The following is a 23159-nucleotide window of genomic DNA, read 5'->3' as shown; positions in this document are numbered from 1 at the left end:
GGCTTTTCGCATTGTGTGGCTATAGTCTGGCGCAGTTCTGCCGATAAGTAGAAGAAGAGTTTTACAGCTCTCGTCTCTTCCCCTGACCACGACAGCAAGTGCTTTGAACCTATGGCTAAAATTATCGGCATCATCGTCGTATTCGCGAGCGTGCTCGGCGGCTACGTGCTTTCCCACGGCAAGATCGCGGCGCTGATCCAGCCGTTCGAAGTACTGATTATCGGCGGTGCGGCCTTTGGTGCATTCCTGCAGGCCAACCCTGGCTACATGACCATGCACGTCATCAAGAAGTCGATGAAGATGTTCGGCTCGCGCTTCAGCCATGCGTTCTACCTTGAAGTGCTGGGGCTGGTGTACGAAATCCTCAACAAGAGCCGTCGCGAAGGCATGATGGCCATCGAGGCCGACATCGAAGACGCCGCCGCCAGCCCGATTTTCGCCAAGTACCCCACGGTACTGGCCGATGAGCGCATGACCGCGTTCGTCTGCGACTACCTGCGCATCATGTCTACCGGCAACATGGCCCCGCACGAGCTCGAGGGCCTGTTCGACATGGAGCTGCTGAGCATGAAGGAAGAGCTTGAGCACCCGTCCCATGCGGTGACCGGCATCGCCGATGGCATGCCCGGCTTCGGTATCGTAGCGGCGGTGCTGGGTATCGTGGTGACCATGGCCTCGCTGGGCGATGGGGACCAGGCGGCCATCGGCATGCACGTGGGTGCGGCGCTGGTCGGTACGTTCTTCGGTATTCTCGCGGCCTACGGCTTCTTCGGCCCGCTGGCCAAGTGCCTGGAGCACGACGCCAAGGAAGAGCTGAACCTGTACGAGTCGATCAAGGCATCGCTGGTGGCCTCGGCTTCGGGCATGCCGCCGTCGCTGGCGGTCGAGTTCGGGCGCAAGGTGCTGTACCCCAAGCACCGCCCAAGCTTCGCCGAGCTGGAACAAGCGGTTCGCGGTCGCTGATTCATGGAGAACAATCAGCCCATCATCGTCAAGCGCGTCAAGCGCTTTGGCGGCGGCCACCACGGTGGCGCCTGGAAAATCGCCTTTGCCGACTTCGCCACGGCGATGATGGCGTTCTTCCTGGTGCTGTGGCTGTTGTCCACGGCCACGCCTGAACAGAAGATCGCCATTGCCGGTTACTTCCAGGACCCGATCGGGTTCTCCGAAAGTGGTACGCCCTACGTCATCGACCTGGGTGGTTCCCCCGAAATGGCGCCGGACAAAACCATCAACCCGGAAGTGAAAACCGAGCCGACACAGCCGTCGCCCACCCAGCTGGACAAGGACCAGGTGGAGACCATGGCCGAGCAGGTCGAGCGCGAGCGCCTTGAATTGCTGTTGCAGGAGCTGCAGAACAAGGTCGAAGAGAACCCGCAACTGCAGAAGTTCAAGGACCAGATCCTGTTCGAGATCACCCAGGATGGCCTGCGTATCCAGATCATGGACGCCGAGAACCGTCCGATGTTCGATATCGGCAGTGCGCGCCTGCAGCCATATTTCGAAGACATTCTGTTGGCCATGGCCGACACCATCAAGGCAGTGCCCAACAAGATCAGCATCAGCGGCCACACAGACGCCAAACCGTATGCCGGCACTGGCGAGTTCGGCAACTGGGAGCTGTCGGCCAACCGCGCCAATGCCGCACGCCGGGCATTGGTGGCGGGTGGGTACCCGGACGGCCAGGTGGCTCGGGTGGTGGGGTATGCATCGTCATCGCTGTTCGACCGCAAGAACCCGTTCAACCCGGTAAACCGCCGCATCGACATCATCGTGCTGACCAAGAAGGCCCAGCGCAACATCGAGGGTGAGCAGGGCGAACAGGGTGCACCGCAAGCGCCGGCAGCCCCGCCCGCGGCCCCGCCGGCCAGTGGCGCGGCGCCCGGTGCCGGGGCCGATCAGGCGCCGATGCAACCACGTGAACTGCGCCAGAAGCTGAACATCTTCGAGGATGGCACGCTGAAGATGGACGAGAGCAAGGAGCAGTAGGCCCCGCGCAACCTCGCACGGCGTTTTGCAGGGCCGTGCAGGTGGGCCTCAGGGCGGAGGAAGGCTTACAGCCCGGTCAGTAGCTGTCTTCCGTCAGGCTGGCGATGATCGAGCGGTAGCTGTTCATGCGTTGCTGCGAGATCCGGCCATCGTCCAGCGCCTTGAGCAACGCGCAGCCTGGCTCGCGGTCATGTTTGCAATCGCGGAAGCGGCAGGTGCCGAACAGGTCGCGGAACTCGATGAAGCCATCCTCCACATCGCTGCGGCTGACGTGGCCAAGGCCGAATTCGCGGATGCCCGGCGAGTCGATAAGGTCGCCGCCATTGGGGAAATGGTACAGCCGCGCGGTGGTGGTGGTGTGGGTGCCCTGGCCCGACCATTCCGACAGGTCGCCGACGCGGGTGCCGGCCTCTGGCAGCAGGCTGTTGACCAGCGAAGACTTGCCCACACCCGACTGGCCGACGAACACGCTGATGTGCCCGTCAAGTTGCTGCTGCAGGCGTTGCATGCCATCACCGTGGTGGGCAGATACCTCCAGCAGCGGATAGCCCAGCTCGCGGTAAACCTCCAGCAGCGCCTGCAGGCCGGGGCCGTTCTCGGCGTTGATCAGGTCGGCCTTGTTCAGCAGCAGCAGCGGGCGCAGGCCTGCATGCTCGGCAGCGACCAGGTAACGGTCGATCAGGTTCGGGTGCGGTTCCGGGGCCGGGGCAAACACGATCACGATGAGGTCGACGTTGGCTGCGACCGGTTTCAACTGGCCATGGTTGTTTGGCCGGCACAGTTCGGTGCTGCGTGGCATCTGCGCCACGATCACGCCTATGCCCTGGTTGCCTGCACGCCATACCACGCGGTCGCCAGTGACCAGTGCTGGCAGGTTGGCGCGCAAGTGGCAGCGGAACACCTGGCCTGCAACGTCGCCATCCTGGGCCTCCACCTCGACCTGCACGCCAAAGTGGGCAATCACCAGGCCCAGTTGTTCCGGCCCCAGGTCGCCACCTTCCAGTTCCTGCAGCACATGCTGCTCGCGTTTGGCCGCGCGAGCAGCACGCTCGCCCTGGATTTTTTCGATGCGCCAGTTCTGGCGGCGATTGAGCTGGCGTTTGGCCATGAACATTCCGTGAGAAGGGCCCGGGTCAGGGCATTGAAAACGGCAGGCAGTTTAGCACGCCAGGCGTTGCACCATTGCCCTTACCTTGTGGCGGTGAATGGGCGTGGCTGGGCCACTAGGCTAAGATGACGGGCTATATGAGGAGCTTCTGCATGCAAAACCCACAGAACCTGATCTGGATCGACCTGGAAATGACCGGCCTCGATCCGGACAGCGACGTCATCATCGAAATGGCCACCATTGTCACCGACAGCGAGCTGAACACCCTGGCCGAAGGCCCGGTGATCGCCATCCACCACAGCGATGAAGTACTGGCCCGCATGGACGAGTGGAACACCCGCACCCATGGCGCGTCTGGCCTGACCCAGCGTGTGCGCGACAGCAAGGTCGGCATGGCCGAGGCCGAGGCCCAGACCATTGCTTTCCTCGAACAGTGGGTGCCCAAAGGCAAATCGCCGATCTGCGGCAACAGCATCTGCCAGGACCGTCGCTTCCTCTACCGGCACATGCGCAACCTGGAAAACTACTTCCACTACCGCAACCTGGATGTCTCGACGCTGAAAGAACTGGCAGCGCGCTGGGCGCCGGACGTGCGTGACAGCTTCAAGAAGGGCAATACGCACCTGGCGCTGGACGACATTCGCGAATCGATTGCCGAGTTGCGCCACTACCGCGAGCATTTCATCAAGGTGTGAACCGTTACGGCGCAGATATTCTGGCTGCGCCCCCTTTTGGTGCCTTGGGCAACTGGTTAGACTGCGCGCCTTTCCCGCACGGACCCGCACCATGTTGCTGATGCTCTACCTCATTGCCATCACTGCCGAAGCCATGACCGGTGCGTTGTCTGCGGGGCGTCGCGGCATGGACTGGTTCGGCGTGGTGCTGATCGCCTGTGTTACCGCCCTGGGTGGCGGGTCGGTGCGCGATGTGTTGCTCGGGCACTACCCGCTGACCTGGGTGAAACACCCTGAGTACCTGGTGTTGACCAGCTTTGCTGCCCTGTTGACCATTTTCATCGCGCCAATGATGCGCCGCCTGCGCTCGCTGTTCCTGGTGCTAGACGCACTGGGGCTGGTGGCGTTTACCCTGATTGGCTGCATGACGGCGCTGGAAATGGGGCAGGGCATGCTGGTGGCTTCGATCAGCGGGGTGATCACGGGGGTGTTCGGTGGCATCTTGCGCGATATCTTCTGCAACGACATCCCGCTGGTGTTCCGCCGCGAGCTTTACGCCAGCGTGTCGTTCGCCGCGGCGTGGTTCTACCTCGGCTGCGTGTATTTCAAGGTGCCGGCGGAGCAGGCGATGCTGCTGACCCTCTTTGGTGGGTTCCTGATGCGCTTGCTGGCGATTCGTTTCCATTGGGAAATGCCCAAGTTTCACTACAACGACCAGCAGTAAACCTGCCCCAGGCCCGGCGCGGTCCCTGTAGGAGCGGGCATGCCCGCGAACACCGGCGCAGCCGGTGCCACCCACCGCGGTGCCTGCTTCGCGGGCGCGCCCGCTTCCACAGTGGGCCGTGTAGCTATTGAATGCCGTGCCGGGCCAGCGCCCACTCGACATGCTCGCGCACCAGCTCCGACGCATCCTCGCGCCGCGCCTTCAGCGCCTCGATCACCGGTATCGTCGGCGGCGCATTGCCCAAGCCCACCGCCAGGTTGCGCAAGAACCGCTCATAGCCTGCCCGGCGTAGCGGCCCGCCCTCGGTCTTGCGCAGGAAAGTACGCTCATCCCACAGGAACATCTCGGCCAGCTCGGCATTCTCCAACCCATGCCGCGGCTGGAAATCCTGCTCCTGGCTGTGCTTGGCGAAGCGGTTCCACGGGCAGACGATCTGGCAGTCGTCGCAACCGAATACACGGTTACCCATCATCGAGCGCAGTTCGACAGGAATCGGCCCTCTCAGCTCGATGGTCAGGTACGAGATGCAACGCCGCGCGTCCAGCACATAGGGCCCGACGAACGCCTGGGTCGGGCAGATGTCCAGGCACGCCTGGCAACGCCCGCAATGTTCACTGGTGGTGGCTTCGTCCACCGGCAACGGCAGGTCAACGAACAGTTCGGCCAGGAAGAAGTAACTGCCGGCCTTGCGGTTGAGCAGCAGGGTGTTCTTGCCGATCCAGCCCAGCCCGGCCTGCTCGGCCAAGGCCTTCTCCAGCACTGGGGCACTGTCGACGAAGGCGCGGTAGCCGAACGGGCCGATGGCTTGCTGGATACGGTCTGCCAGGAACTGCACGCGCTTGCGCACCAGCTTGTGGTAGTCACGGCCCAGGGCGTAGCGTGACACGTAGGCTTTTTCCGGTTGCGCCAGGCGTTGCGCCATCTGCGTATCGCCGGGCAGGTAGTCCATGCGCAGCGAGACCACGCGTACCGTGCCGGGAATCAGTTGGTCGGGGTGCGCCCGCTTGCTGCCATGGGCACCCAGGTACTCCATTTCGCCCTGGTAACCGGCGTCTAGCCAGCGTTGCAGGTGCTGTTCGTGTTCGCCAAGGTCGACCCCGGCGATGCCGACGTGGGCAAAACCGAGTTCCTGGCCCCATATCTTGATCGATTGGGCCAGTTGGGCGAGGTCAGGTGTAGAGGCAGGCATGGATGGGCAAGGCAATACGGGCTCAGGTGCGTATAATTCTGCCAGACATTGGAGCCTTTGACCCCATGCCGCAGACCAAACACCCTGGCAACACCCTACAACTGCTCAGCAGCGTGACTGTCGCACACCTGCCGGCACGGCACCCGCATGCGCACAAAGGCGACTTCGGCCATGTGCTGGTAGTGGGCGGCGACCTGGGCACCGGTGGCGCTGTGCTGCTCAGCGCCGAAGCCGCCTTGCGCTGCGGCGCCGGCCTGGTCAGCGTGGCGACCCGGCCCGAACATCTACCCGCGAGCCTGGCCCGCCTGCCTGAGGTGATGTGCCTGGGGGTACAGTCGGCCAACCAGTTGGTCGGCGTGCTGGAGCGCGCCACGGTACTGGTGGTGGGCCCCGGCCTTGGGCAGGCTGCCTGGGGCCGGAGCCTGTTGTCGGCAGTGGCGAACGCCGAGCGCCCGCAGGTATGGGACGCCGACGCCCTGAATTTGCTGGCAGGCACCCCATTGGCCCTGCCCAGCGGTAGCATCCTCACGCCTCACCCCGGGGAAGCGGCGCGGCTGCTGGGCATTTCCACCGAAGCGGTACAGGCCGACCGGCCGGGCGCTGCGCGCAAGCTGGCGCGGCGCTACAACAGTGTGTGCCTGCTCAAAGGGGCAGGTACCCTGGTGGCGCACCCGTCCGGCCAGTTGATGCTGTGCGAGCGCGGGCACCCGGCGATGGCCGGCGCGGGCTTGGGCGATGTGCTGACCGGGGTGCTGGCGGCGTTGCTGGCCCAGGGGCTGGACGCCTGGAGTGCCGGCTGCCTGGGTACCTGGCTTCACGCCTGTGCCGGTGAGCGTCTGGGGGTTGAAGGCAGGGGCCTGGCGGCCAGCGATCTGGCGCCGGTCATTCGAGCGTTGTTGGAGGAGCATTCTGCGTGTGTGGCTTAAATCTGTTTCTGGCCGATGAAGCGGCTACAGTCGACTTTGGTGCAAAAATGGCCGAAGTGACCGGTGGTCGCGGTGTCATTTTCCTGGAAGGCGACCTGGGGGCGGGTAAAACTACGCTCTCGCGTGGCCTGATCCGTGGCCTGGGCCATACTGGTGCAGTGAAAAGCCCGACGTTCACCGTGGTCGAACCCTACGAGATCGGCGCTGTCCGAGCTTTTCACTTCGACCTGTATCGCCTGGTCGATCCGGAGGAGCTGGAGTTCATGGGGATTCGTGACTATTTCGAGGGCGACCCGTTGTGCCTGTTCGAGTGGCCACAAAAGGGTGCGGGCATTTTGCCAAAGCCCGACCTGACCATTACCATAAGCCCCCAAGCGGGCGGACGCTCGCTGAACCTGTCGCCGCAGGGGGCTCGCGGCGAGGCCTGGTGCGTGGCACTGGCCAAACACTATAAACAGTAAGTGGGGTAGGTATGCGCATACGCGCACTGGTCGCCATCGTTGGGCTGCTGCTGACAACGGTGACCGTTGACGCTCTGGCCGTCACTCAAGTCAAGAGCGTGCGCCTGTGGCGCGCGCCAGACAACACGCGGCTGGTCTTCGACCTGTCTGGCCCCGTGCAGCACAGCGTCTTCACCTTGAGCGCACCGGATCGCCTGGTTATCGACATCAATGGCGCGACCTTGGCGGCGCCATTGAAAGTGGCGACTTCCAACACGCCGATCAGCAGCGTGCGTTCGGCCCAGCGCACGCCGACCGACCTGCGTGTGGTCGTTGACCTGAAGAAGTCGGTCACCCCCAAGAGCTTTACCCTGGCGCCCAATGCCCAGTACGGCAACCGCCTGGTGGTCGACTTGTACGACCAGGAAGCCGATGCCATCGCGGCAACGGCGCCAACCCCACCACCGACCCCGGTGCAAACGCCTGCCACCACGCCAGCGGTCCCGGTCACGCCGACCCAGCCAGCCATCAAGCTGCCGCCGGTACCTAGCGGCAAGCGCGACATCGTCATTGCCATCGACGCCGGTCATGGCGGCGAGGACCCGGGTGCTTCCGGCTCGCGCGGCCAGCATGAAAAAGACATCGTGCTGCAGATTGCCCAGGAGCTGCAGCGCCAGATCAACACGGAAAAGGGCTTCCGCGCCGAGCTGACCCGCACCGGTGACTACTTCATTCCGCTGCGCAAACGCACCGAAATCGCCCGCAAGAAGGGCGCCGACCTGTTCGTTTCGATCCACGCCGACGCCGCGCCGTCCAAGGCTGCGTTCGGCGCATCGGTATTTGCCCTGTCCGACCGTGGCGCTACTTCCGAAACCGCACGCTGGCTGGCAGACACGGAAAACCGTTCCGACCTGATCGGGGGCGCCGGCAACGTCAGCCTCGACGACAAGGACCGCATGCTCGCGGGTGTGCTGCTCGACCTGTCGATGACGGCCACGCTCAGCTCCAGCCTGAATGTCGGGCAGAAAGTGCTGGGCAACATGGGCCGCATCACCTCCCTGCACAAGCAGCGTGTGGAGCAGGCTGGCTTCATGGTGCTGAAGTCGCCCGATATTCCGTCGATCCTTGTAGAGACTGGGTTCATCTCCAACGCCAGCGAGGCGGCCAAGCTGGCCAGTCGCAGCCATCAGCAAGCGCTTGCGCGGTCGATTCATACCGGGGTGCGCCAGTTCTTCCAGCAGAACCCGCCGCCTGGCACCTATATCGCCTGGCTGCGCGACACCGGCAAGATTGCCGCCGGCCCACGTGAGCACACGGTGCGCCCAGGCGAAACCCTGGCAATGCTGGCGGTGCGCTACCAGGTCAGTGTGGCCAGCTTGCGCAACACCAACAGCCTGAAGTCCGATGAGCTGAAGGTCGGCCAGCGTCTGGATATCCCTGCCACCACATTGGCTTCGCAATGAGTGGTGGTTCGCGCATCCAGCTGCTCAGCCCGCGGCTGGCCAACCAGATCGCCGCTGGCGAGGTGGTCGAGCGGCCGGCCTCGGTAGCCAAGGAACTGCTGGAAAACAGCCTGGACTCCGGTGCCCGGCGCATCGATGTGGAAGTGGAGCAGGGCGGCGTCAAGCTGCTGAAGGTGCGGGATGATGGCAGCGGCATTTCTGCCGACGACCTGCCGCTGGCGCTGGCCCGTCATGCCACCAGCAAAATCCGAGAGCTGGAAGACCTTGAAGGTGTATTGAGCCTGGGGTTCCGTGGCGAAGCCCTGGCCTCGATCAGTTCGGTGGCGCGCCTGACCCTGACCTCGCGTACCGCCAGTGCCACAGAAGCCTGGCAGGTTGAAACCGAAGGCCGCGACATGCTCCCGCGGGTGCAGCCGGCGGCCCACCCGGTGGGTACTTCGGTCGAAGTGCGTGACCTGTTCTTCAATACCCCGGCGCGGCGCAAGTTCCTCAAGGCCGAGAAAACCGAGTTCGATCACCTGCAGGAGGTCATCCGGCGCCTGGCGTTGGCGCGTTTCGACGTCGGCTTCCACTTGCGCCACAACGGCAAGAGCATCCTCAGCCTGCACGAGGCCCATGATGAAGTGGCGCGTGCGCGGCGGGTGGGTGCCATCTGCGGCCCGGGCTTCATGGAGCAGGCGCTGCCGATCGACGTCGAGCGCAACGGCCTGCGCCTGTGGGGCTGGGTTGGGCTGCCGACCTTCTCGCGCAGCCAGGCCGACCTGCAGTACTTCTTCGTCAACGGCCGTGCGGTGCGCGACAAGCTGGTGGCCCACGCCGTACGCCAGGCCTACCGTGACGTGCTGTTCAACGGCCGGCACCCGACCTTTGTGCTGTTCCTTGAACTGGAACCCAACGGCGTCGATGTCAACGTGCACCCGACCAAGCATGAAGTGCGCTTCCGCGAAGGGCGTTCGGTGCACGACTTCCTGTACGGCACCCTGCACCGGGCCCTGGCCGATGTGCGCCCGGAAGACCAACTGGCCGCCCCGGCTGCGGTGCCTGAAGCAATTCGCGCCACTGGCCAGCAGGCCGGTGAGTTCGGCCCGCAGGGGGAAATGCGCCTTGCTTCGCCTGTGCTCGAGCAGCCACGTGCGCCGCAACACACCGCCAGCAACGGCGGCAGTGGTGCCGGTTACCAGTACCAGTACACCCCGCGGCCCTCGCCACCGCTGCCGGCGGCCGAGGCGCAGGCGGTGTACCGCGAGTTTTACAAGCCGCTGGACAATGGCGCCGCCCCGGCAGCCACCCTGCCGGAAAGCCAGGGCGACATTCCGCCGCTGGGTTACGCGCTGGCGCAGCTGAAGGGTATCTACATCCTGGCCGAGAACGCTGTCGGCCTGGTGCTGGTCGACATGCACGCCGCCCACGAGCGCATCATGTACGAGCGCCTGAAGGTAGCCATGGCCAGCGAGGGCCTCAGCGGCCAGCCGCTGCTGGTGCCGGAAACCCTGGCCCTGAGCCAGCGCGAAGCCGACTGCGCCGAAGAGCACGCGCAGTGGTTCCAGCGCCTGGGCTTCGAACTGCAGCGCCTGGGCCCGGAAACCCTGGCCATCCGCCAGATCCCGGCTTTGCTCAAGCAGGCCGAGGCCAACCGCCTGGTGCAGGATGTGCTGGCCGACCTGATGGAATACGGCACCAGCGACCGTATTCAGGCCCACCTCAACGAGCTGCTCGGCACCATGGCCTGCCACGGCGCGGTACGCGCCAACCGGCGCCTGGCCATTCCCGAGATGAACGCCCTGCTGCGCGATATGGAAAACACCGAGCGCAGCGGCCAGTGCAACCACGGCCGTCCCACCTGGACCCAGATGGGCCTGGACGACCTGGACAAACTTTTCCTGCGCGGTCGATGAAATGAGCGGCAAGCCCCCAGCGATATTCCTCATGGGTCCGACGGCCGCCGGCAAGACCGACCTGGCCATCGAACTGACCAAAGTGCTGCCGTGCGAGCTGATCAGCGTTGATTCGGCGCTGATCTACCGCGGCATGGACATCGGCTCGGCCAAACCGTCGAAAGCAGTCCTTGCCGCCCACCCGCATCGCTTGATCGACATCCGCGACCCGGCCGAAAGCTACTCGGCCGCGCAGTTTCGCGCCGACGCCCTGCAGGCCATGGCCGAGATCAGCGGGCGCGGCAAAATCCCGCTGCTGGTCGGCGGTACCATGCTGTATTACAAGGCGTTGGTCGACGGCCTAGCCGACATGCCGGCGGCCGACGCGGGCGTGCGTGCCGAGCTTGAAGCCCAGGCGGCGGCCTTGGGGCTGGGCGAGTTGCACCGCCAACTGGCCGAGGTCGACCCGGTGTCGGCGGCGCGCATTCACCCCAACGACCCGCAGCGGTTGATCCGCGCCCTGGAGGTCTACCGGGTGAGCGGTGAGAGCATGACGGCCCACCGGCAACGTCAATTCGCTGAAAGTCGCGGCGCAGACGCAGGCGCTGGCGGGCATTTGCCCTATACTGTCGCCAGCTTGGCGATTGCTCCTACAGATCGTCACATTTTGCATCAGCGAATTGCGTTACGATTTTCGCAGATGCTGGAACAGGGCTTTATCGACGAGGTCCGATCACTGCGAGCCAGAAGTGACTTGCACGCCGGGTTACCGTCTATACGGGCAGTGGGGTATCGGCAAGTCTGGGATTACCTGGACGGCAAGCTGTCAGAGAGTGAAATGCGTGAACGCGGTATCATCGCGACCCGGCAGCTGGCCAAACGGCAGTTCACCTGGTTGCGTGGCTGGCCTGACGTACACTGGCTAGACAGCCTGGCCTGCGACAATCTGTCCCGCACCTTGAAATACCTGGGGCCCATCTCCATATTGAGCTGAGTCCCTGCTGATTGCCGTCTATTCTTGCGAAGGGGCGGCCTGATTTATCGATCTCATTGATTTTCTATTATTTATCCTTACAGGAGTGCGGCATATGTCAAAAGGGCATTCGCTACAAGACCCTTACCTGAACACTTTGAGAAAAGAGAAGGTCCCGGTTTCCATTTACCTGGTCAACGGCATCAAGCTGCAGGGTTCGATCGAGTCGTTCGACCAGTTCGTGGTACTGCTGAAGAACACCGTGAGCCAGATGGTCTACAAGCACGCCATTTCGACCGTGGTGCCAGCCCGTCCGGTTCGCCTGCCAAGCCCGTCCGATTCCGAGCACGGTGACAGCGAGCCAGGCAACGCCTGATAGGAGCCTGCATTGTTCTTTGAGCGCCACGGTGGTGGTGAGCGAGCGTTGCTCGTTCACTTGGAAGGTCAGAACCCTGAGGCGCGCGAAGACCCGCAGGAGTTTCAGGAACTGGCATTGTCGGCCGGTGCCGACATCATTTCGCTGGTCACGGTGACAAGGCATCAGCCTTCCGCCAAATACCTGATTGGCAGTGGCAAGGTCGAAGAGCTGCACGACCTGGTCCATGCCGAACAGGTAGACCTGGTGATTTTCAATCACACCCTCACGCCCAGCCAGGAGCGCAACCTTGAACGCGTGTTCGAGTGTCGTGTGCTCGACCGCACCGGGCTGATCCTCGATATCTTCGCCCAACGGGCGCGTACCCATGAAGGCAAGCTGCAGGTCGAACTGGCCCAGCTGGAGCACATGAGCACGCGGTTGGTGCGTGGCTGGACTCACCTGGAGCGGCAAAAAGGGGGTATCGGCCTGCGCGGCCCGGGTGAAACCCAGCTGGAAACCGACCGGCGCCTGTTGCGCGTGCGCATCCGCCAGATCAAGTCGCGCCTGGAAAAGGTCCGTAGCCAGCGCGAGCAGGCACGGCGCGGGCGCAAGCGTGCAGACATCCCTTCGGTGTCGCTGGTGGGTTACACCAACGCCGGCAAGTCCACGCTGTTCAACGCCCTGACCGAATCCGAGGTGTACGCCGCGGACCAGCTGTTCGCTACCCTCGACCCGACCTTGCGCCGGCTCGAGCTCAACGACCTTGGCCCGATCGTGCTGGCCGACACCGTGGGCTTCATTCGCCATTTGCCGCACAAGCTGGTCGAGGCATTTCGCGCTACGCTCGAAGAGTCGAGCAACTCCGACTTGTTGCTGCATGTGATCGATGCCCATGAGCCCGAGCGCATGGAACAGATCGAGCAAGTGCTGGCGGTTTTGGGCGAGATTGGCGCCGAAGGCTTGCCGATCCTCGAGGTGTATAACAAACTCGACCTGCTCGAAGATGTCGAGCCGCAGATCCAGCGCAATGCCGATGGCAAGCCGGAACGGGTCTGGGTATCGGCACGCGATGGGCGTGGCCTGGAGCTGGTCGGCCAGGCGATTGCCGAGTTGCTGGGGGAAGATCTGTTTGTCGGTACCCTTTGCCTGGAGCAGCGTTTTGCCCGCTTGCGCGCGCAATTCTTTGCCTTGGGTGCGGTGCAGAGTGAAGAGCATGATGAAGAAGGGCGCAGCCTGCTGAGCGTGCGACTGCCCATGGTCGAACTGAATCGCCTGGTCAGCCGCGAAGGCATGGAGCCGCAAGTGTTTGTCGAGCAACACACTTTGCAATAAATGCCCGTCGAGGTCGCCGGGCAGCAGTGACAGGCATTCTGTAGCATTGGACGGCGCGCCGTGGGCGCGTCTTTGCTTTATCAGATGGAGAGCGCTATGGCTTGGAACGAGCCGGGTGGCAACTCGAACAATCAGGATCCCTGGGGCGGCCGCCGTGGTGGCGGTGGCGGCGGTGGTGACAAGAAAGGTCCGCCGGATCTGGACGAGGCCTTCCGCAAACTGCAGGACAGCCTCAATGGCATGTTCGGCGGCAAGAAGAAACGTGGCGGCGGTGACCGCAACATCGGCAAGGGCGGTGGCTTCGGTCTGCTGGGCATCGGCCTGGCGGTGCTGGCTGCCATCTGGCTGTACAACGCCGTGTATGTGGTCGACGAGCAGGAGCAGGCCGTGGTGCTGCGCTTCGGCAAGTACTATGAAACGGTCGGTCCCGGCCTGAACATCTACTTCCCGCCAATCGATCGCAAGTACATGGAGAACGTCACGCGTGAGCGTGCCTACACCAAGCAGGGCCAGATGCTGACCGAAGACGAGAACATCGTCGAGGTGCCGCTGACCGTGCAGTACAAGATCAGCAACCTGCAGGACTTCGTGCTCAACGTCGACCAGCCTGAGGTGAGCTTGCAGCACGCCACCGACAGTGCCTTGCGCCACGTGGTGGGTTCCACCTCGATGGACCAGGTACTGACTGAAGGCCGTGAGCAGATGGCCGTGGATATCCGCGAGCGCCTGCAGCGCTTCCTCGACAACTACCGCACGGGTATCACCGTTACCCAGGTCAACGTACAGAGCGCGGCAGCCCCGCGTGAAGTGCAGGAAGCCTTCGATGACGTGATCCGTGCCCGTGAAGACGAGCAGCGCGCCCGCAACCAGGCCGAGTCCTACGCCAACGGCGTGGTGCCGGAAGCCCGTGGTCAGGCGCAGCGCATCATCGAAGATGCCAACGGCTACCGCGACGAAGTCATCGCCCGCGCCAAGGGTGAGGCCGATCGCTTCAGCAAGTTGCTCGGCGAGTACCGCAAGGCACCTGACGTGACCCGCCAGCGTCTGTACCTGGAGACCATGCAAGAGGTCTACAGCAATTCGAGCAAGGTCATGGTGGCAACCAAGGATGGGCAGAACAACCTGCTCTACCTGCCGCTGGACAAAATGGTCGAAGGCAGCCGCAACGCGTCCGCGCCAAACACCAGCGTATCGCCATCGGCCAACGATGCGGCCGCGCGTGCGGCGCAGGACATGCAACAGCAACAGCAGCCGCTGCGCACTAGGGAGAGCCGCTGATGAGCAACAGATCGCTGATCGCCCTGATCGCCGCCGTGGTCCTGGCCATCGTGGCCTGGAACAGCTTCTACATCGTGTCCCAGACCGAGCGTGCAGTGCTGCTGCGCTTCGGTAAGGTGGTCCAGGCAGATGTTCAGCCAGGCCTGCACGTGAAGATCCCGTACGTGAACCAGGTACGCAAGTTCGACGCCCGCCTCATGACCCTCGACGCCCCGACCCAGCGGTTCCTGACCCTGGAGAAGAAAGCGGTGATGGTCGACGCCTACGCCAAGTGGCGCGTCAAGGACGCCGAGCGCTTCTATACCGCCACGTCGGGCATGAAGCAGATCGCCGACGAGCGGCTTTCGCGTCGCCTGGAAAGCGGCCTGCGTGACCAGTTCGGTAAACGTACCCTGCACGAAGTGGTTTCCGGGGAACGCGACGCACTGATGGCTGATATCACCGCATCGCTGAACCGCATGGCCAACAAGGAGCTGGGCATCGAGGTGATCGATGTGCGCGTCAAGGCCATCGACCTGCCGAAGGAAGTCAACCGCAGCGTGTTCGACCGCATGAGTACCGAGCGTGAGCGTGAAGCCCGCGAGCACCGCGCCAAGGGTAACGAGCTGGCCGAAGGTATTCGTGCCGACGCCGACCGCCAGCGCCGTGTGCTGCTGGCCGAAGCGTACCGCGAATCGGAAGAAACCCGCGGTGACGGTGACGCCCAGGCGGCCGCCATCTATGCCAAGGCCTACACCCAGGACGCGGACTTCTATGCGTTCTACCGTAGCCTGCAGGCGTACCGCGAAAGCTTCTCGAGCAAGAGCGACGTGCTGGTCCTGGATCCGAAGAACGAGTTCTTCCGCTTCCTGGACAAGAGCAAGCCGTAATGCTCAGGCCCTGATTTTCATGCGGCAGCGCTCCGCCTGGCAGCTAAAACACCAGGCGGGGTGCATCCTGAATGAAAAGGGGTGTATCATGAGGCAGCCGGGAAATTTCCCGGCTTTTTTGCGTCTGCAAGGTTGATTGGCACAGCGCCGGTTGACGGTTTGCTCAGCTCGCAAGGCAATTCGAGGGTATCGGGTACGGTGGCTGCGCTGGGATCAGTGCTGCCCGCTGCTGTGCGCGATACCGGCTTTACTGACGGCTCGCCTGCTGGCAAGCCGCCCGGACCAGAGGGGAAATGGCGTAATGGCAACGGTAGACCGCTGGCTGCTGCCAGATGGCATCGAGGAAGTACTGCCACCTGAGGCTGCGCGTATCGAGATCGCGCGCCGCCAGGTGTTGGACCTGTTCCAGGGTTGGGGCTACGAACTGGTCGTCACCCCGCATATCGAGTACCTGGAGTCGCTGCTGACCGGCGCCGGCCAGGACCTGGACCAGCGCACCTTCAAGGTGGTGGACCCGCAGTCCGGCCGCCTGATGGGCTTCCGCGCCGACTTCACCCCGCAGGTGGCCCGTATCGACGCGCACACCTTGCGCCGTGAAGGCCCAAGCCGGTTATGCTATGCCGGTAGCGTGCTGCACGCCCAGCCGCGCGCACTGTCCACCTCGCGCAGCCCGATCCAGCTGGGTGCCGAGCTGTACGGCGATGCCAGCCCTACCAGCGACGTCGAAGTCATCAGCCTGATGCTCGCCACGCTGCAACTGGCTGACGTGCCGGACGTACACATGGACCTTGGCCACGTCGGCATCTACCGCGGCCTGGCCCGTGCGGCCGGCCTGTCCGGGGCAGTGGAGCAGCAGTTGTTTGACGCGCTGCAACGCAAGTCGGTCGATGAGGTGCAAGCCTTGACTGCCGACCTGCCCAAGGACCTGGGCAACATGTTGCGTGCGCTGGTCGAGCTGTGCGGTGGCCGTGAAGTGCTGAACGAAGCGCGCGTGCGCCTGGGGCGCGCCCCGGCCAGCGTGCTGGCCGCGCTGGACGACCTGCTGGCGATCGCGGACCGGCTGGCGTCGCGCTACCCGGAACTGCCGCTGTACTTCGACCTCGGTGAGCTGCGCGGTTACCACTACCACACCGGTGTGGTGTTCGCCGTGTTCGTGCCGGGCGAGGGGCAGTCCATTGCCCAGGGCGGGCGCTATGACGACATCGGCGCCGATTTTGGCCGGGCACGCCCAGCCACAGGTTTCTCCACGGATTTGAAGACCCTGGTCACACTGGGGCGAGCGGAGGTCGTATTGCCGACTGGCGGCATCTGGATGCCCGACAGTGGCGACGCGGCCCTCTGGCAGCAAGTCTGCCAGTTGCGCAGCGAGGGCCAGCGTGTGGTTCAGGCTCTGCCTGGCCAGCCGTTGAGTGCTGCTCTCGAGGCGGATTGTGATCGGCAATTGATTCAGCAAGATGGGCGCTGGCAGGTTCTGCCGCTGGCCCAGTGAGTTTCTGCGTCGGCAACAGGCCGGCAACCAAGTTTGCGTGAATGAGGACCAATGTAATGGGTAAGAATGTCGTCGTCCTGGGCACCCAGTGGGGTGATGAGGGCAAAGGCAAGATCGTCGATCTGCTGACCGAACATGCTGCCGCCGTAGTGCGCTACCAGGGTGGCCACAATGCGGGCCACACCCTGGTGATCAACGGTGAAAAAACCGTTCTGCACCTGATTCCGTCTGGCATCCTGCGTGAAGGCGTACAGTGCCTGATCGGCAACGGCGTGGTCGTTGCCCCGGATGCGCTGATGCGTGAAATCACCAAGCTGGAAGAGAAGGGCGTACCGGTGCGCGAGCGCCTGCGCATCTCCCCGGCAGCGCCGCTGATCCTGTCGTACCACGTGGCCCTGGACCAGGCCCGTGAAAAAGCCCGTGGCGAAGCCAAGATCGGCACCACTGGCCGCGGCATCGGCCCAGCCTACGAAGACAAGGTCGCCCGCCGCGGCCTGCGCGTGGGTGACCTGTTCCACCGCGAGCGTTTCGCTGCCAAGCTCGGTGAGCTGCTGGATTACCACAACTTCCAGCTGGTGAACTACTACAAAGAACCGGCCATCGACTTCCAGCAGACCCTGGACGAGTGCATGGCCTACGCTGAACAGCTCAAGCCGATGATGCTCGACGTCACCGCCGAGCTGCACAACCTGCGCCGCGCCGGCAAGGACATCATGTTCGAGGGCGCCCAGGGTTCGCTGCTGGACATCGACCACGGTACCTACCCGTACGTCACCAGCTCCAACACCACGGCTGGTGGTATCTCCACCGGTTCCGGCGTGGGCCCGATGTACCTGGACTACATCCTGGGCATCACCAAGGCCTACACCACGCGCGTGGGCTCCGGTCCGTTCCCGACCGAGCTGTTCGACGAAACCGGCGCTACCCTGGCCAAGCGTGGCCACGAATTCGGCTCCACCACCGGCCGTGCTCGCCGTTGCGGCTGGTTCGACGCCGTGATCCTGCGTCGCGCCATCGACGTCAACAGCATCTCGGGCATCTGCCTGACCAAGCTGGACGTGCTCGACGGCCTGGAAACCATCAACATCTGCGTTGGCTACAAGAACGAGAACGGTGCCGTCATCGACGCACCTTCCGATGCCGACAGCTACATCGGCCTGGAGCCGGTGTACGAAGCGATGCCAGGCTGGAGCGAGTCGACCCTGGGCGTTAAAACCTTGGAAGAGCTGCCGCAGGCTGCACGTAACTACATCAAGCGCATCGAAGAGTTGGTCGGCGCCCCGATCGACATCATTTCGACCGGCCCGGACCGCAACGAGACCATCGTCCTGCGCCATCCGTTCGCCTGATCTGCCCTCCAGGCTGATCTGACGCCGTGGCCCTGAAAGGGGCTGCGGCGTTTTTGTTTGTGGCGTATGCCTGCCTTGAGCGCTGTGGGCTTTCTGTGGAAGCTGGCTTGCCGGCGATAGGACCAGCCCAGGCAACCCCGTTGCTCAACCTTGGCGCATATCCCTGCTCCCCCCGGCACAACCCTTGCTGTAAGAAACATCTGACGATGCCATCAAAATAGTGGCGCCAGAAAACACGAGGGTTACAACGTGTCTGCCATCCTCTCACTGTTACGAAGCCGCCTTCTGCGGCCTGTGTTTGTTGCCCTTGGTATCGCGCTTTTGGTGCAGGTACTGGTTGCAGTTGCCCTCACCCGCAGCACGGTGACTGCCCTTGAGGCCGACCTTGGCGAGCGCCTGGGTAATGACAGCCGCCAACTCGCCAGCGAGCTGGAGCAAGCCGGGCAAGATGTACGTTCGGGCCTCGACGGCCTGTCCAGCAGCACTCGCCAGCGCCTCAGCGCGGGGTTGGCGACGCGCCTGCAAAGCGAGCAGCAGCAACTGCGCAGCACCCTGGAGAAGAACCTCAAGGATTCGGCCAGCGACATGGCCGAGTTGCTGGCCTCGGTCGCCCCGCGGGCGATCTGGGATAACGACGTGCCGGTACTCTCCGACTTCGCCCGCCGCGCCCAGCGCAATCCCAATGTGCTATTCGTGATCTACGACGACGCCCAGGGCCAGCACCTGACCCGCTACCTGAACCGGCAAAACCCGATCAACCAGGCGTTGATGGAGAAAGGCCAAGGCGAGCGCGCGCTGGACAAGGTGATCGACGCCGCCCGGCGCGACCCGGCGGTGTACTTCGTGGAAGCGCCGATCAACCCCAATGGTGCGGAAATCGGCAAAGTGGTCATGGGGGTTTCCACCGCAGGCATCGACCAGGAACTCAAGGCCCTTGACCAGCGTTTTTCGGCGCTGATTGCCAGTGGTGAACAGTTGGTGGGTGACAGCCTGAACGGTGCTGCCGCCGACAGCGGCAACACCCTGCGCGAACGCCTGGAGAAAGCACAGGGCAGTGCAGCGGCAATGCAGGCCAATACCGCGCAGACCGTACGCGATGCCGCTGCCGAGCTGCGCTGGCGCATCGGTCTGGGCTTGGCGGTGGTGGGGCTAGGTGTATTGCTGGTCGTGGCCGTGGTGCTGGGGCGCCGGGTGCTGAGCAAGTTGCGCCTGTTGATAACTGCCCTGAATGACCTTGCGGCCGGCGAGGGCGACCTGACCAAGCGCGTGTCGCTCGACAGCCGCGATGAAATTGGCGACATGGCCTCGGCGGTGAACCGTTTTGTCGACAAGCTGCAGCCAATCGTGCGGGAGGCGGGCGAAGTGGCGCAGCGTACCGGCATAGAAATAGGCGCGATGGCCCAGCGCAATGCCGGCGCCGATGCTGCTGCCGCGCTGCAGCGTGATGAAGTGGCAGCCAGCCTGCGCGACCTGTCGAGCATGGCTGACGAAGCCCAGGCCGAAAGCCATGCGATGCAGGCGGCTCTGCAGCAGGTGGTGGATATTCGACAGGCCACCGACGAGAACAGCCGCAGCTCGACCCAGCTGGCGAGCTTGATCGAGAACCTGGCCGGCCAAGTGGAGACGGGCTCCCAGGTGATCGAGCGCCTGGCCAAGCAGAGTGAGCAGATCGAAGTGGTGCTGACGGTTATTCACGGCATCGCCGAGCAGACCAACCTGCTGGCCTTGAACGCCGCCATCGAGGCGGCCCGGGCAGGCGAGACCGGGCGCGGGTTTGCCGTGGTGGCCGATGAGGTGCGGGCGCTGGCGAGCAAGACACAAAGCTCCACTGGCGATATACAGTCGCACATCGCCGCGTTACAGAAGGGCGCCAAGGAGGCCGTGGCTACTATCAGCCAGGCCGGGCTCAAGGCCAGTGAAGGCCTGTTGGTGCTGCGCGACAACGAACGTCGCCAGCAGTCGGTGCAGGCTGCGGTGGAGCAAGTTCACGCGGCCATTGGTTTGGCGACTCGCGCTGCCGAACAACAGGCCCATGGCGCACAGGCGGTGCGGGGGCGGGTGGAGAACATCCATGCCCAGGCCGAACGCTCGGCTGAGGTGGTGATGCAGACCACGGCCAGCAGCAAGGTGCTGGATGACTTGGCGGCTCAGCTACGCGCCAGCCTGGGCCAGTTCCGGGCCTGAATCCTGCGCAGTCTCTTCTTGTGGGAGCGGCCTTGCGTCGCGAAAGGACCGCAAAGCGGTCTCAGGATATTCGCGTAAACACATCCATTGCTGGGGCCGCTTCGCGGCCCTTTCGCGACACAAGGCCGCTCCTACAGCGAGTCATGTTGCTATGCTGTCAGCGACACATGACAAAGGGAGTTGCTCATGTCCGCCCAATTGGTCGCCGCCCAGGCAGACCTCGATTTTCTCCACAGTGCCAGCAGACAGCTCACTGCCCCGATGACCGCCCTGCAAGCCTACTGCGCCATGACCTCGGATGTTCCCGCCTGGCTGGCCAAGGCCTTCCGCATTCGTGACTTCATCTCGCGTCGATTCAATGTCGCCGATATCCATGGCTTCACTCCCCAGAATCCTGGGCATGTGCCAGCCGACGGCGAGCATCTGGACTTCTTCACTGTCGAGGCCATCAGCGACCAGCAACTGGTGCTGACGTCGCGCGATACGCACTTGGCGGTGATGGTCTGCATGGATGTGAATGGGCAGCGCTTGAAAGTGACCACGTCGGTGCGGTGTTTCAATGCCTTTGGCCGGCTGTACATGCTGCCGGTTGGCCAGGTACATGGTCTGATCGTGCGTCGGATGTTGGCGAATTTGTAGACAGCGCTGAATATGAAGGTGAAACATTCATTTACGTGATCAAGTCTGCATCTTCCTCAAAATTGTAGGATATTTCCCGAATAGGTCTCGTTAGAATGTTTGTTGTTGCAGCGCTAGACGCAGGGAGCTAGTGTCGATCTTGCCTGAAGGCGCCGGCAAACTTCGCCGCTTTCTTCAGGAACGACCTCAGGACGGCGATGTCGGAACATCGTCGTTATCAGCCCAATTTTTACCAAGGAGAGGTAAGCATGGCTTTCGATGCTTATATTCAAATCGCGGAAATCACTGGCGAAGCACTGGACGAGCAGTACGCCAACTGGATCGAAATCATCGGCTACAAGTTCGGTGCCAATCAGAGCACCTCTGCCACCGCAAGCTCAGCGGGTGGCGCATCATCAGGCCGCACCACACTCACCAACTTTACCTTCACCAAATACCTGGACAGTGCTAGCTGCAAGCTGCTGGAGGCTAGCTGTGCCGGGCAGCACCTGAAGGAAGTGAAGCTAGTGGTGTGCCGTGCCGGTACCGAAAAGCTCAAGTACTACGAAGTCGTTCTCGAAGAAGTGATCATCGCCGATTACGCCCAGAGCGCCAGCGCCGGGGTGCCGATAGAAGTGATTCAATTGAACTACGGCCGCATCAAGACCACCTATACGCGGCAGAAACGCCGCGACGGCAGCGCGGGCGGCAACGTGACCGGCGGCTGGGACCGCATCGCCAACAAGAAGTATGCGTGAGGTGCGACCATGTCCGAGGCACGCAGCTTTATCAATCCTCAGGCGCAATCGTATGAGTCGCTGAAGGCCGGCACGCCCATGTCGGCCAATCAGCGGGCCAAGTTTGATGTGCTGAATGCACATATCGCCAATGGTGTGGTGTTCCCTGGCGAGCTTGTAATCTTGGGTGACCCAAGCACTCCGACCTGCACCAGTCATGAAGCTTTCCTCATGGGGAAGGCGGCTGGAATACACCTGGACATTGAGTTGGGCGGAGGGGGAATTGATGGATTCCTACTGGGGAACTATGAGTTGCTGCAGAGTTTGCTGGTCCGTGCTTCCATAGGCGCAGGCGTAGCCAGTGACGCCTGGAGTAAGCACGTCGAAGCTATCAAGAAAACGCTTGAAGAGATTGAGCAGCTTCATAGAGAGTATTTGAATCACGGTACGTTGAAAGAGCGTAATGATTTTTATGCGAAGCGCACAGCTTTGTTTCTGAAGTTGGAGGCGCAATTGGATGGCATGGCCGCATATGGGTCAGGGTTGCGAAGCAGGGGCAAGATCAAGAGGGCGCTTGGTATATCTACAAAAAGTTTTTTGCATACTGGCGAAATTAGCGGTTACTCAGAAAAGATAGCGGGTGTGGCGAGGGCCGCTAGTTGGATTAAAAAGGGGGCGTATGTGGGCATGGCGCTGGATTTGGCGTCAACGGAGTTATCGATTCGTCAAGCTTGCATGCTCGGTCGAGAGGATGATTGTCGAAGAGTTAAGTATATCGAGCGAAGTTCATTGGCCGCTAGCTGGGGGATTGGAGGTGCGATTGGATATGTTGGGGCAGCATTGGGCCCAATGGTCTGTGTTGCGGTCGGTATTCCCACGGGAGGAACGGCAACTATCGCGTGCGCAGTGCTGGGGGGGGCCGCTGGTGGTATGGCTGGTGGGGCGCTAGGAAAAATGGGAGGCGAGACTTTGGGTGAGATTTTTTATGAGGCCGTACGATGAATAGCCAGCAGGTGGCTGTGCTCGGTGTTTTTTTGATTATTTCACCCTTCTTGATGTTCGCTGTACTGGCCTTTGTTGCGCATCGATGCTTGGGTCGTATCGAATCATACTTGTCGAATAGTCGCATGGTGGTCGTTAATAGGGAGATGTACGGCAGCTCTGGCCTGTTTGGAAGGGTCATGCGCCTCGGCTCAATTTCAGCAATGTTAACAATGAGATCCTTTAGCGTTCGTAAAGGAATGTTAGATGGCGAAGACGTCCGCAAGACTCCAGTCGATCTGAAGAAATTGTTAGTGCGTTTATGGGTTGCTCAGATTCTACTAATTACACTGATCGTACTATTTTTTACTTGGCTGCTGTATTGGCAATAGCCCATAGCCCTTTGGCATTGGGGTTGGGTGGAGGGAGCATAGGAGGCTCTGTGGGGAGTTTCCTTGCTACTGCTGGCTGTACTTTTGTGTTGGGAGTTACCACGGGGCCTGGTGCGCTTGCCTGCGCAGTCTTGGGAGGGGCGATGGGTAGTGTCGTTGGTGGGAATATTGGAGCAGAAGGAGGTGAAGTTATTGGTGAGTATTTGTATCGG

22 protein-coding genes are annotated in these 23159 nt (G+C 62.5%); 20 read left to right on the top strand and 2 right to left on the bottom strand.

Going from position 1 to position 23159, the window contains the following annotated elements:
* Positions 1-111 precede the first annotated feature (111 nt).
* Entirely contained in the window at positions 112-963 is an 852-nt protein-coding gene (gene motA / locus QME24_RS03555; RefSeq protein WP_009681315.1) for a flagellar motor stator protein MotA, read from the top strand.
* Between the two features lie 3 nt (positions 964-966).
* Positions 967-1989 carry a flagellar motor protein MotB gene (gene motB, locus QME24_RS03550; RefSeq protein WP_054912833.1) on the top strand — a complete coding sequence of 341 codons (1023 nt, stop codon included), beginning with the start codon at positions 967-969 and terminating at the stop codon, positions 1987-1989.
* A 76-nt stretch (positions 1990-2065) separates the two neighbouring features.
* On the opposite strand, the gene rsgA is transcribed toward motB, so the two are convergent.
* Entirely contained in the window at positions 2066-3097 is a 1032-nt protein-coding gene (gene rsgA / locus QME24_RS03545) for a small ribosomal subunit biogenesis GTPase RsgA (RefSeq protein WP_009681313.1), read from the bottom strand.
* 152 nt (positions 3098-3249) lie between these two features.
* On the opposite strand from rsgA, the gene orn reads away from it, so the two are divergent.
* Entirely contained in the window at positions 3250-3792 is a 543-nt protein-coding gene (gene orn / locus QME24_RS03540) for an oligoribonuclease (protein ID WP_009681312.1), read from the top strand.
* A gap of 91 nt (positions 3793-3883) precedes the next feature.
* Positions 3884-4495 (top strand): trimeric intracellular cation channel family protein, encoded by a 612-nt coding sequence (locus tag QME24_RS03535; protein WP_232893038.1) that lies wholly within the window; start codon positions 3884-3886, stop codon positions 4493-4495.
* A 124-nt stretch (positions 4496-4619) separates the two neighbouring features.
* Here QME24_RS03535 and queG read toward each other — a convergent pair whose 3' ends face one another.
* On the bottom strand, positions 4620-5684 hold the full coding sequence (gene queG / locus QME24_RS03530; protein WP_110676625.1) for a tRNA epoxyqueuosine(34) reductase QueG: 1065 nt from the start codon (positions 5682-5684) through the stop codon (positions 4620-4622).
* A 65-nt stretch (positions 5685-5749) separates the two neighbouring features.
* On the opposite strand from queG, the gene QME24_RS03525 reads away from it, so the two are divergent.
* The 16 genes from QME24_RS03525 to QME24_RS03450 all read left to right on the top strand — a co-directional run bounded on the left by QME24_RS03525 (position 5750) and on the right by QME24_RS03450 (position 22947).
* Positions 5750-6610 carry an NAD(P)H-hydrate dehydratase gene (locus QME24_RS03525; protein WP_009681310.1) on the top strand — a complete coding sequence of 287 codons (861 nt, stop codon included), beginning with the start codon at positions 5750-5752 and terminating at the stop codon, positions 6608-6610.
* A complete protein-coding gene (gene tsaE / locus QME24_RS03520; protein ID WP_192441135.1) occupies positions 6598-7071 on the top strand; it encodes a tRNA (adenosine(37)-N6)-threonylcarbamoyltransferase complex ATPase subunit type 1 TsaE in 474 nt (157 codons plus the stop codon). The genes QME24_RS03525 and tsaE overlap by 13 nt, the downstream gene beginning before the upstream one ends.
* An 11-nt stretch (positions 7072-7082) precedes the next feature.
* Positions 7083-8513, top strand: a complete 1431-nt coding sequence (locus QME24_RS03515) for an N-acetylmuramoyl-L-alanine amidase (protein WP_009681308.1) — start codon at positions 7083-7085, stop codon at positions 8511-8513.
* Complete coding sequence (mutL, locus tag QME24_RS03510; protein ID WP_192441133.1) at positions 8510-10408, top strand: DNA mismatch repair endonuclease MutL; 1899 nt, start codon at positions 8510-8512, stop codon at positions 10406-10408. The genes QME24_RS03515 and mutL overlap by 4 nt, the downstream gene beginning before the upstream one ends.
* A 1-nt stretch (position 10409) precedes the next feature.
* Positions 10410-11381, top strand: a complete 972-nt coding sequence (miaA, locus tag QME24_RS03505; RefSeq protein ID WP_029887991.1) for a tRNA (adenosine(37)-N6)-dimethylallyltransferase MiaA — start codon at positions 10410-10412, stop codon at positions 11379-11381.
* A gap of 94 nt (positions 11382-11475) precedes the next feature.
* The gene (gene hfq, locus QME24_RS03500) at positions 11476-11736 is read left to right on the top strand and encodes an RNA chaperone Hfq (protein ID WP_003258160.1); all 261 of its coding nucleotides are present in this window, start codon (positions 11476-11478) and stop codon (positions 11734-11736) included.
* A 12-nt stretch (positions 11737-11748) separates the two neighbouring features.
* The gene (hflX, locus tag QME24_RS03495; RefSeq protein WP_009681305.1) at positions 11749-13050 is read left to right on the top strand and encodes a ribosome rescue GTPase HflX; all 1302 of its coding nucleotides are present in this window, start codon (positions 11749-11751) and stop codon (positions 13048-13050) included.
* 96 nt (positions 13051-13146) lie between these two features.
* On the top strand, positions 13147-14328 hold the full coding sequence (hflK, locus tag QME24_RS03490; RefSeq protein ID WP_232893036.1) for an FtsH protease activity modulator HflK: 1182 nt from the start codon (positions 13147-13149) through the stop codon (positions 14326-14328).
* Complete coding sequence (hflC, locus tag QME24_RS03485; RefSeq protein WP_192441131.1) at positions 14328-15197, top strand: protease modulator HflC; 870 nt, start codon at positions 14328-14330, stop codon at positions 15195-15197. The genes hflK and hflC overlap by 1 nt, the downstream gene beginning before the upstream one ends.
* Before the next feature lie 301 nt (positions 15198-15498).
* A complete protein-coding gene (locus QME24_RS03480; RefSeq protein ID WP_009681302.1) occupies positions 15499-16686 on the top strand; it encodes an ATP phosphoribosyltransferase regulatory subunit in 1188 nt (395 codons plus the stop codon).
* A gap of 56 nt (positions 16687-16742) precedes the next feature.
* The gene (locus QME24_RS03475) at positions 16743-18035 is read left to right on the top strand and encodes an adenylosuccinate synthase (RefSeq protein ID WP_009681301.1); all 1293 of its coding nucleotides are present in this window, start codon (positions 16743-16745) and stop codon (positions 18033-18035) included.
* Between the two features lie 249 nt (positions 18036-18284).
* Positions 18285-20219, top strand: coding sequence for a methyl-accepting chemotaxis protein (locus QME24_RS03470; RefSeq protein ID WP_232893035.1), 1935 nt, complete (start codon positions 18285-18287; stop codon positions 20217-20219).
* A gap of 186 nt (positions 20220-20405) precedes the next feature.
* Positions 20406-20858 carry a DUF2867 domain-containing protein gene (locus QME24_RS03465; RefSeq protein WP_110676628.1) on the top strand — a complete coding sequence of 151 codons (453 nt, stop codon included), beginning with the start codon at positions 20406-20408 and terminating at the stop codon, positions 20856-20858.
* A gap of 248 nt (positions 20859-21106) precedes the next feature.
* On the top strand, positions 21107-21595 hold the full coding sequence (locus QME24_RS03460; RefSeq protein WP_029885899.1) for a type VI secretion system tube protein Hcp: 489 nt from the start codon (positions 21107-21109) through the stop codon (positions 21593-21595).
* Between the two features lie 9 nt (positions 21596-21604).
* Positions 21605-22576, top strand: a complete 972-nt coding sequence (locus QME24_RS03455; RefSeq protein WP_280091932.1) for a hypothetical protein — start codon at positions 21605-21607, stop codon at positions 22574-22576.
* On the top strand, positions 22573-22947 hold the full coding sequence (locus QME24_RS03450) for a hypothetical protein (protein ID WP_009681296.1): 375 nt from the start codon (positions 22573-22575) through the stop codon (positions 22945-22947). The genes QME24_RS03455 and QME24_RS03450 overlap by 4 nt, the downstream gene beginning before the upstream one ends.
* Positions 22948-23159 lie beyond the last annotated feature (212 nt).

The sequence above is a fragment of the Pseudomonas sp. PARCl1 genome (assembly GCF_947311875.1).
Lineage (GTDB): Bacteria > Pseudomonadota > Gammaproteobacteria > Pseudomonadales > Pseudomonadaceae > Aquipseudomonas > Aquipseudomonas juntendi.
This window is presented reverse-complemented; position numbering and strand designations above follow the sequence as displayed.

What these genes read in the sequence shown, in the direction of transcription:
- queG (WP_110676625.1), bottom strand. Translation starts at nt 5,684, where the DNA reads ATGCCTGCCTCTACACCTGACCTCGCCCAACTGGCCCAATCGATCAAG.
- motA (WP_009681315.1), top strand. Translation starts at nt 112, where the DNA reads ATGGCTAAAATTATCGGCATCATCGTCGTATTCGCGAGCGTGCTCGGC.
- hflC (WP_192441131.1), top strand. Translation starts at nt 14,328, where the DNA reads ATGAGCAACAGATCGCTGATCGCCCTGATCGCCGCCGTGGTCCTGGCC.
- QME24_RS03480 (WP_009681302.1), top strand. Translation starts at nt 15,499, where the DNA reads ATGGCAACGGTAGACCGCTGGCTGCTGCCAGATGGCATCGAGGAAGTA.
- QME24_RS03475 (WP_009681301.1), top strand. Translation starts at nt 16,743, where the DNA reads ATGGGTAAGAATGTCGTCGTCCTGGGCACCCAGTGGGGTGATGAGGGC.
- QME24_RS03535 (WP_232893038.1), top strand. Translation starts at nt 3,884, where the DNA reads ATGTTGCTGATGCTCTACCTCATTGCCATCACTGCCGAAGCCATGACC.
- miaA (WP_029887991.1), top strand. Translation starts at nt 10,410, where the DNA reads ATGAGCGGCAAGCCCCCAGCGATATTCCTCATGGGTCCGACGGCCGCC.
- QME24_RS03450 (WP_009681296.1), top strand. Translation starts at nt 22,573, where the DNA reads ATGAATAGCCAGCAGGTGGCTGTGCTCGGTGTTTTTTTGATTATTTCA.
- hfq (WP_003258160.1), top strand. Translation starts at nt 11,476, where the DNA reads ATGTCAAAAGGGCATTCGCTACAAGACCCTTACCTGAACACTTTGAGA.
- mutL (WP_192441133.1), top strand. Translation starts at nt 8,510, where the DNA reads ATGAGTGGTGGTTCGCGCATCCAGCTGCTCAGCCCGCGGCTGGCCAAC.
- QME24_RS03460 (WP_029885899.1), top strand. Translation starts at nt 21,107, where the DNA reads ATGGCTTTCGATGCTTATATTCAAATCGCGGAAATCACTGGCGAAGCA.
- QME24_RS03465 (WP_110676628.1), top strand. Translation starts at nt 20,406, where the DNA reads ATGTCCGCCCAATTGGTCGCCGCCCAGGCAGACCTCGATTTTCTCCAC.
- motB (WP_054912833.1), top strand. Translation starts at nt 967, where the DNA reads ATGGAGAACAATCAGCCCATCATCGTCAAGCGCGTCAAGCGCTTTGGC.
- QME24_RS03525 (WP_009681310.1), top strand. Translation starts at nt 5,750, where the DNA reads ATGCCGCAGACCAAACACCCTGGCAACACCCTACAACTGCTCAGCAGC.
- hflK (WP_232893036.1), top strand. Translation starts at nt 13,147, where the DNA reads ATGGCTTGGAACGAGCCGGGTGGCAACTCGAACAATCAGGATCCCTGG.
- QME24_RS03515 (WP_009681308.1), top strand. Translation starts at nt 7,083, where the DNA reads ATGCGCATACGCGCACTGGTCGCCATCGTTGGGCTGCTGCTGACAACG.
- QME24_RS03455 (WP_280091932.1), top strand. Translation starts at nt 21,605, where the DNA reads ATGTCCGAGGCACGCAGCTTTATCAATCCTCAGGCGCAATCGTATGAG.
- rsgA (WP_009681313.1), bottom strand. Translation starts at nt 3,097, where the DNA reads ATGGCCAAACGCCAGCTCAATCGCCGCCAGAACTGGCGCATCGAAAAA.
- orn (WP_009681312.1), top strand. Translation starts at nt 3,250, where the DNA reads ATGCAAAACCCACAGAACCTGATCTGGATCGACCTGGAAATGACCGGC.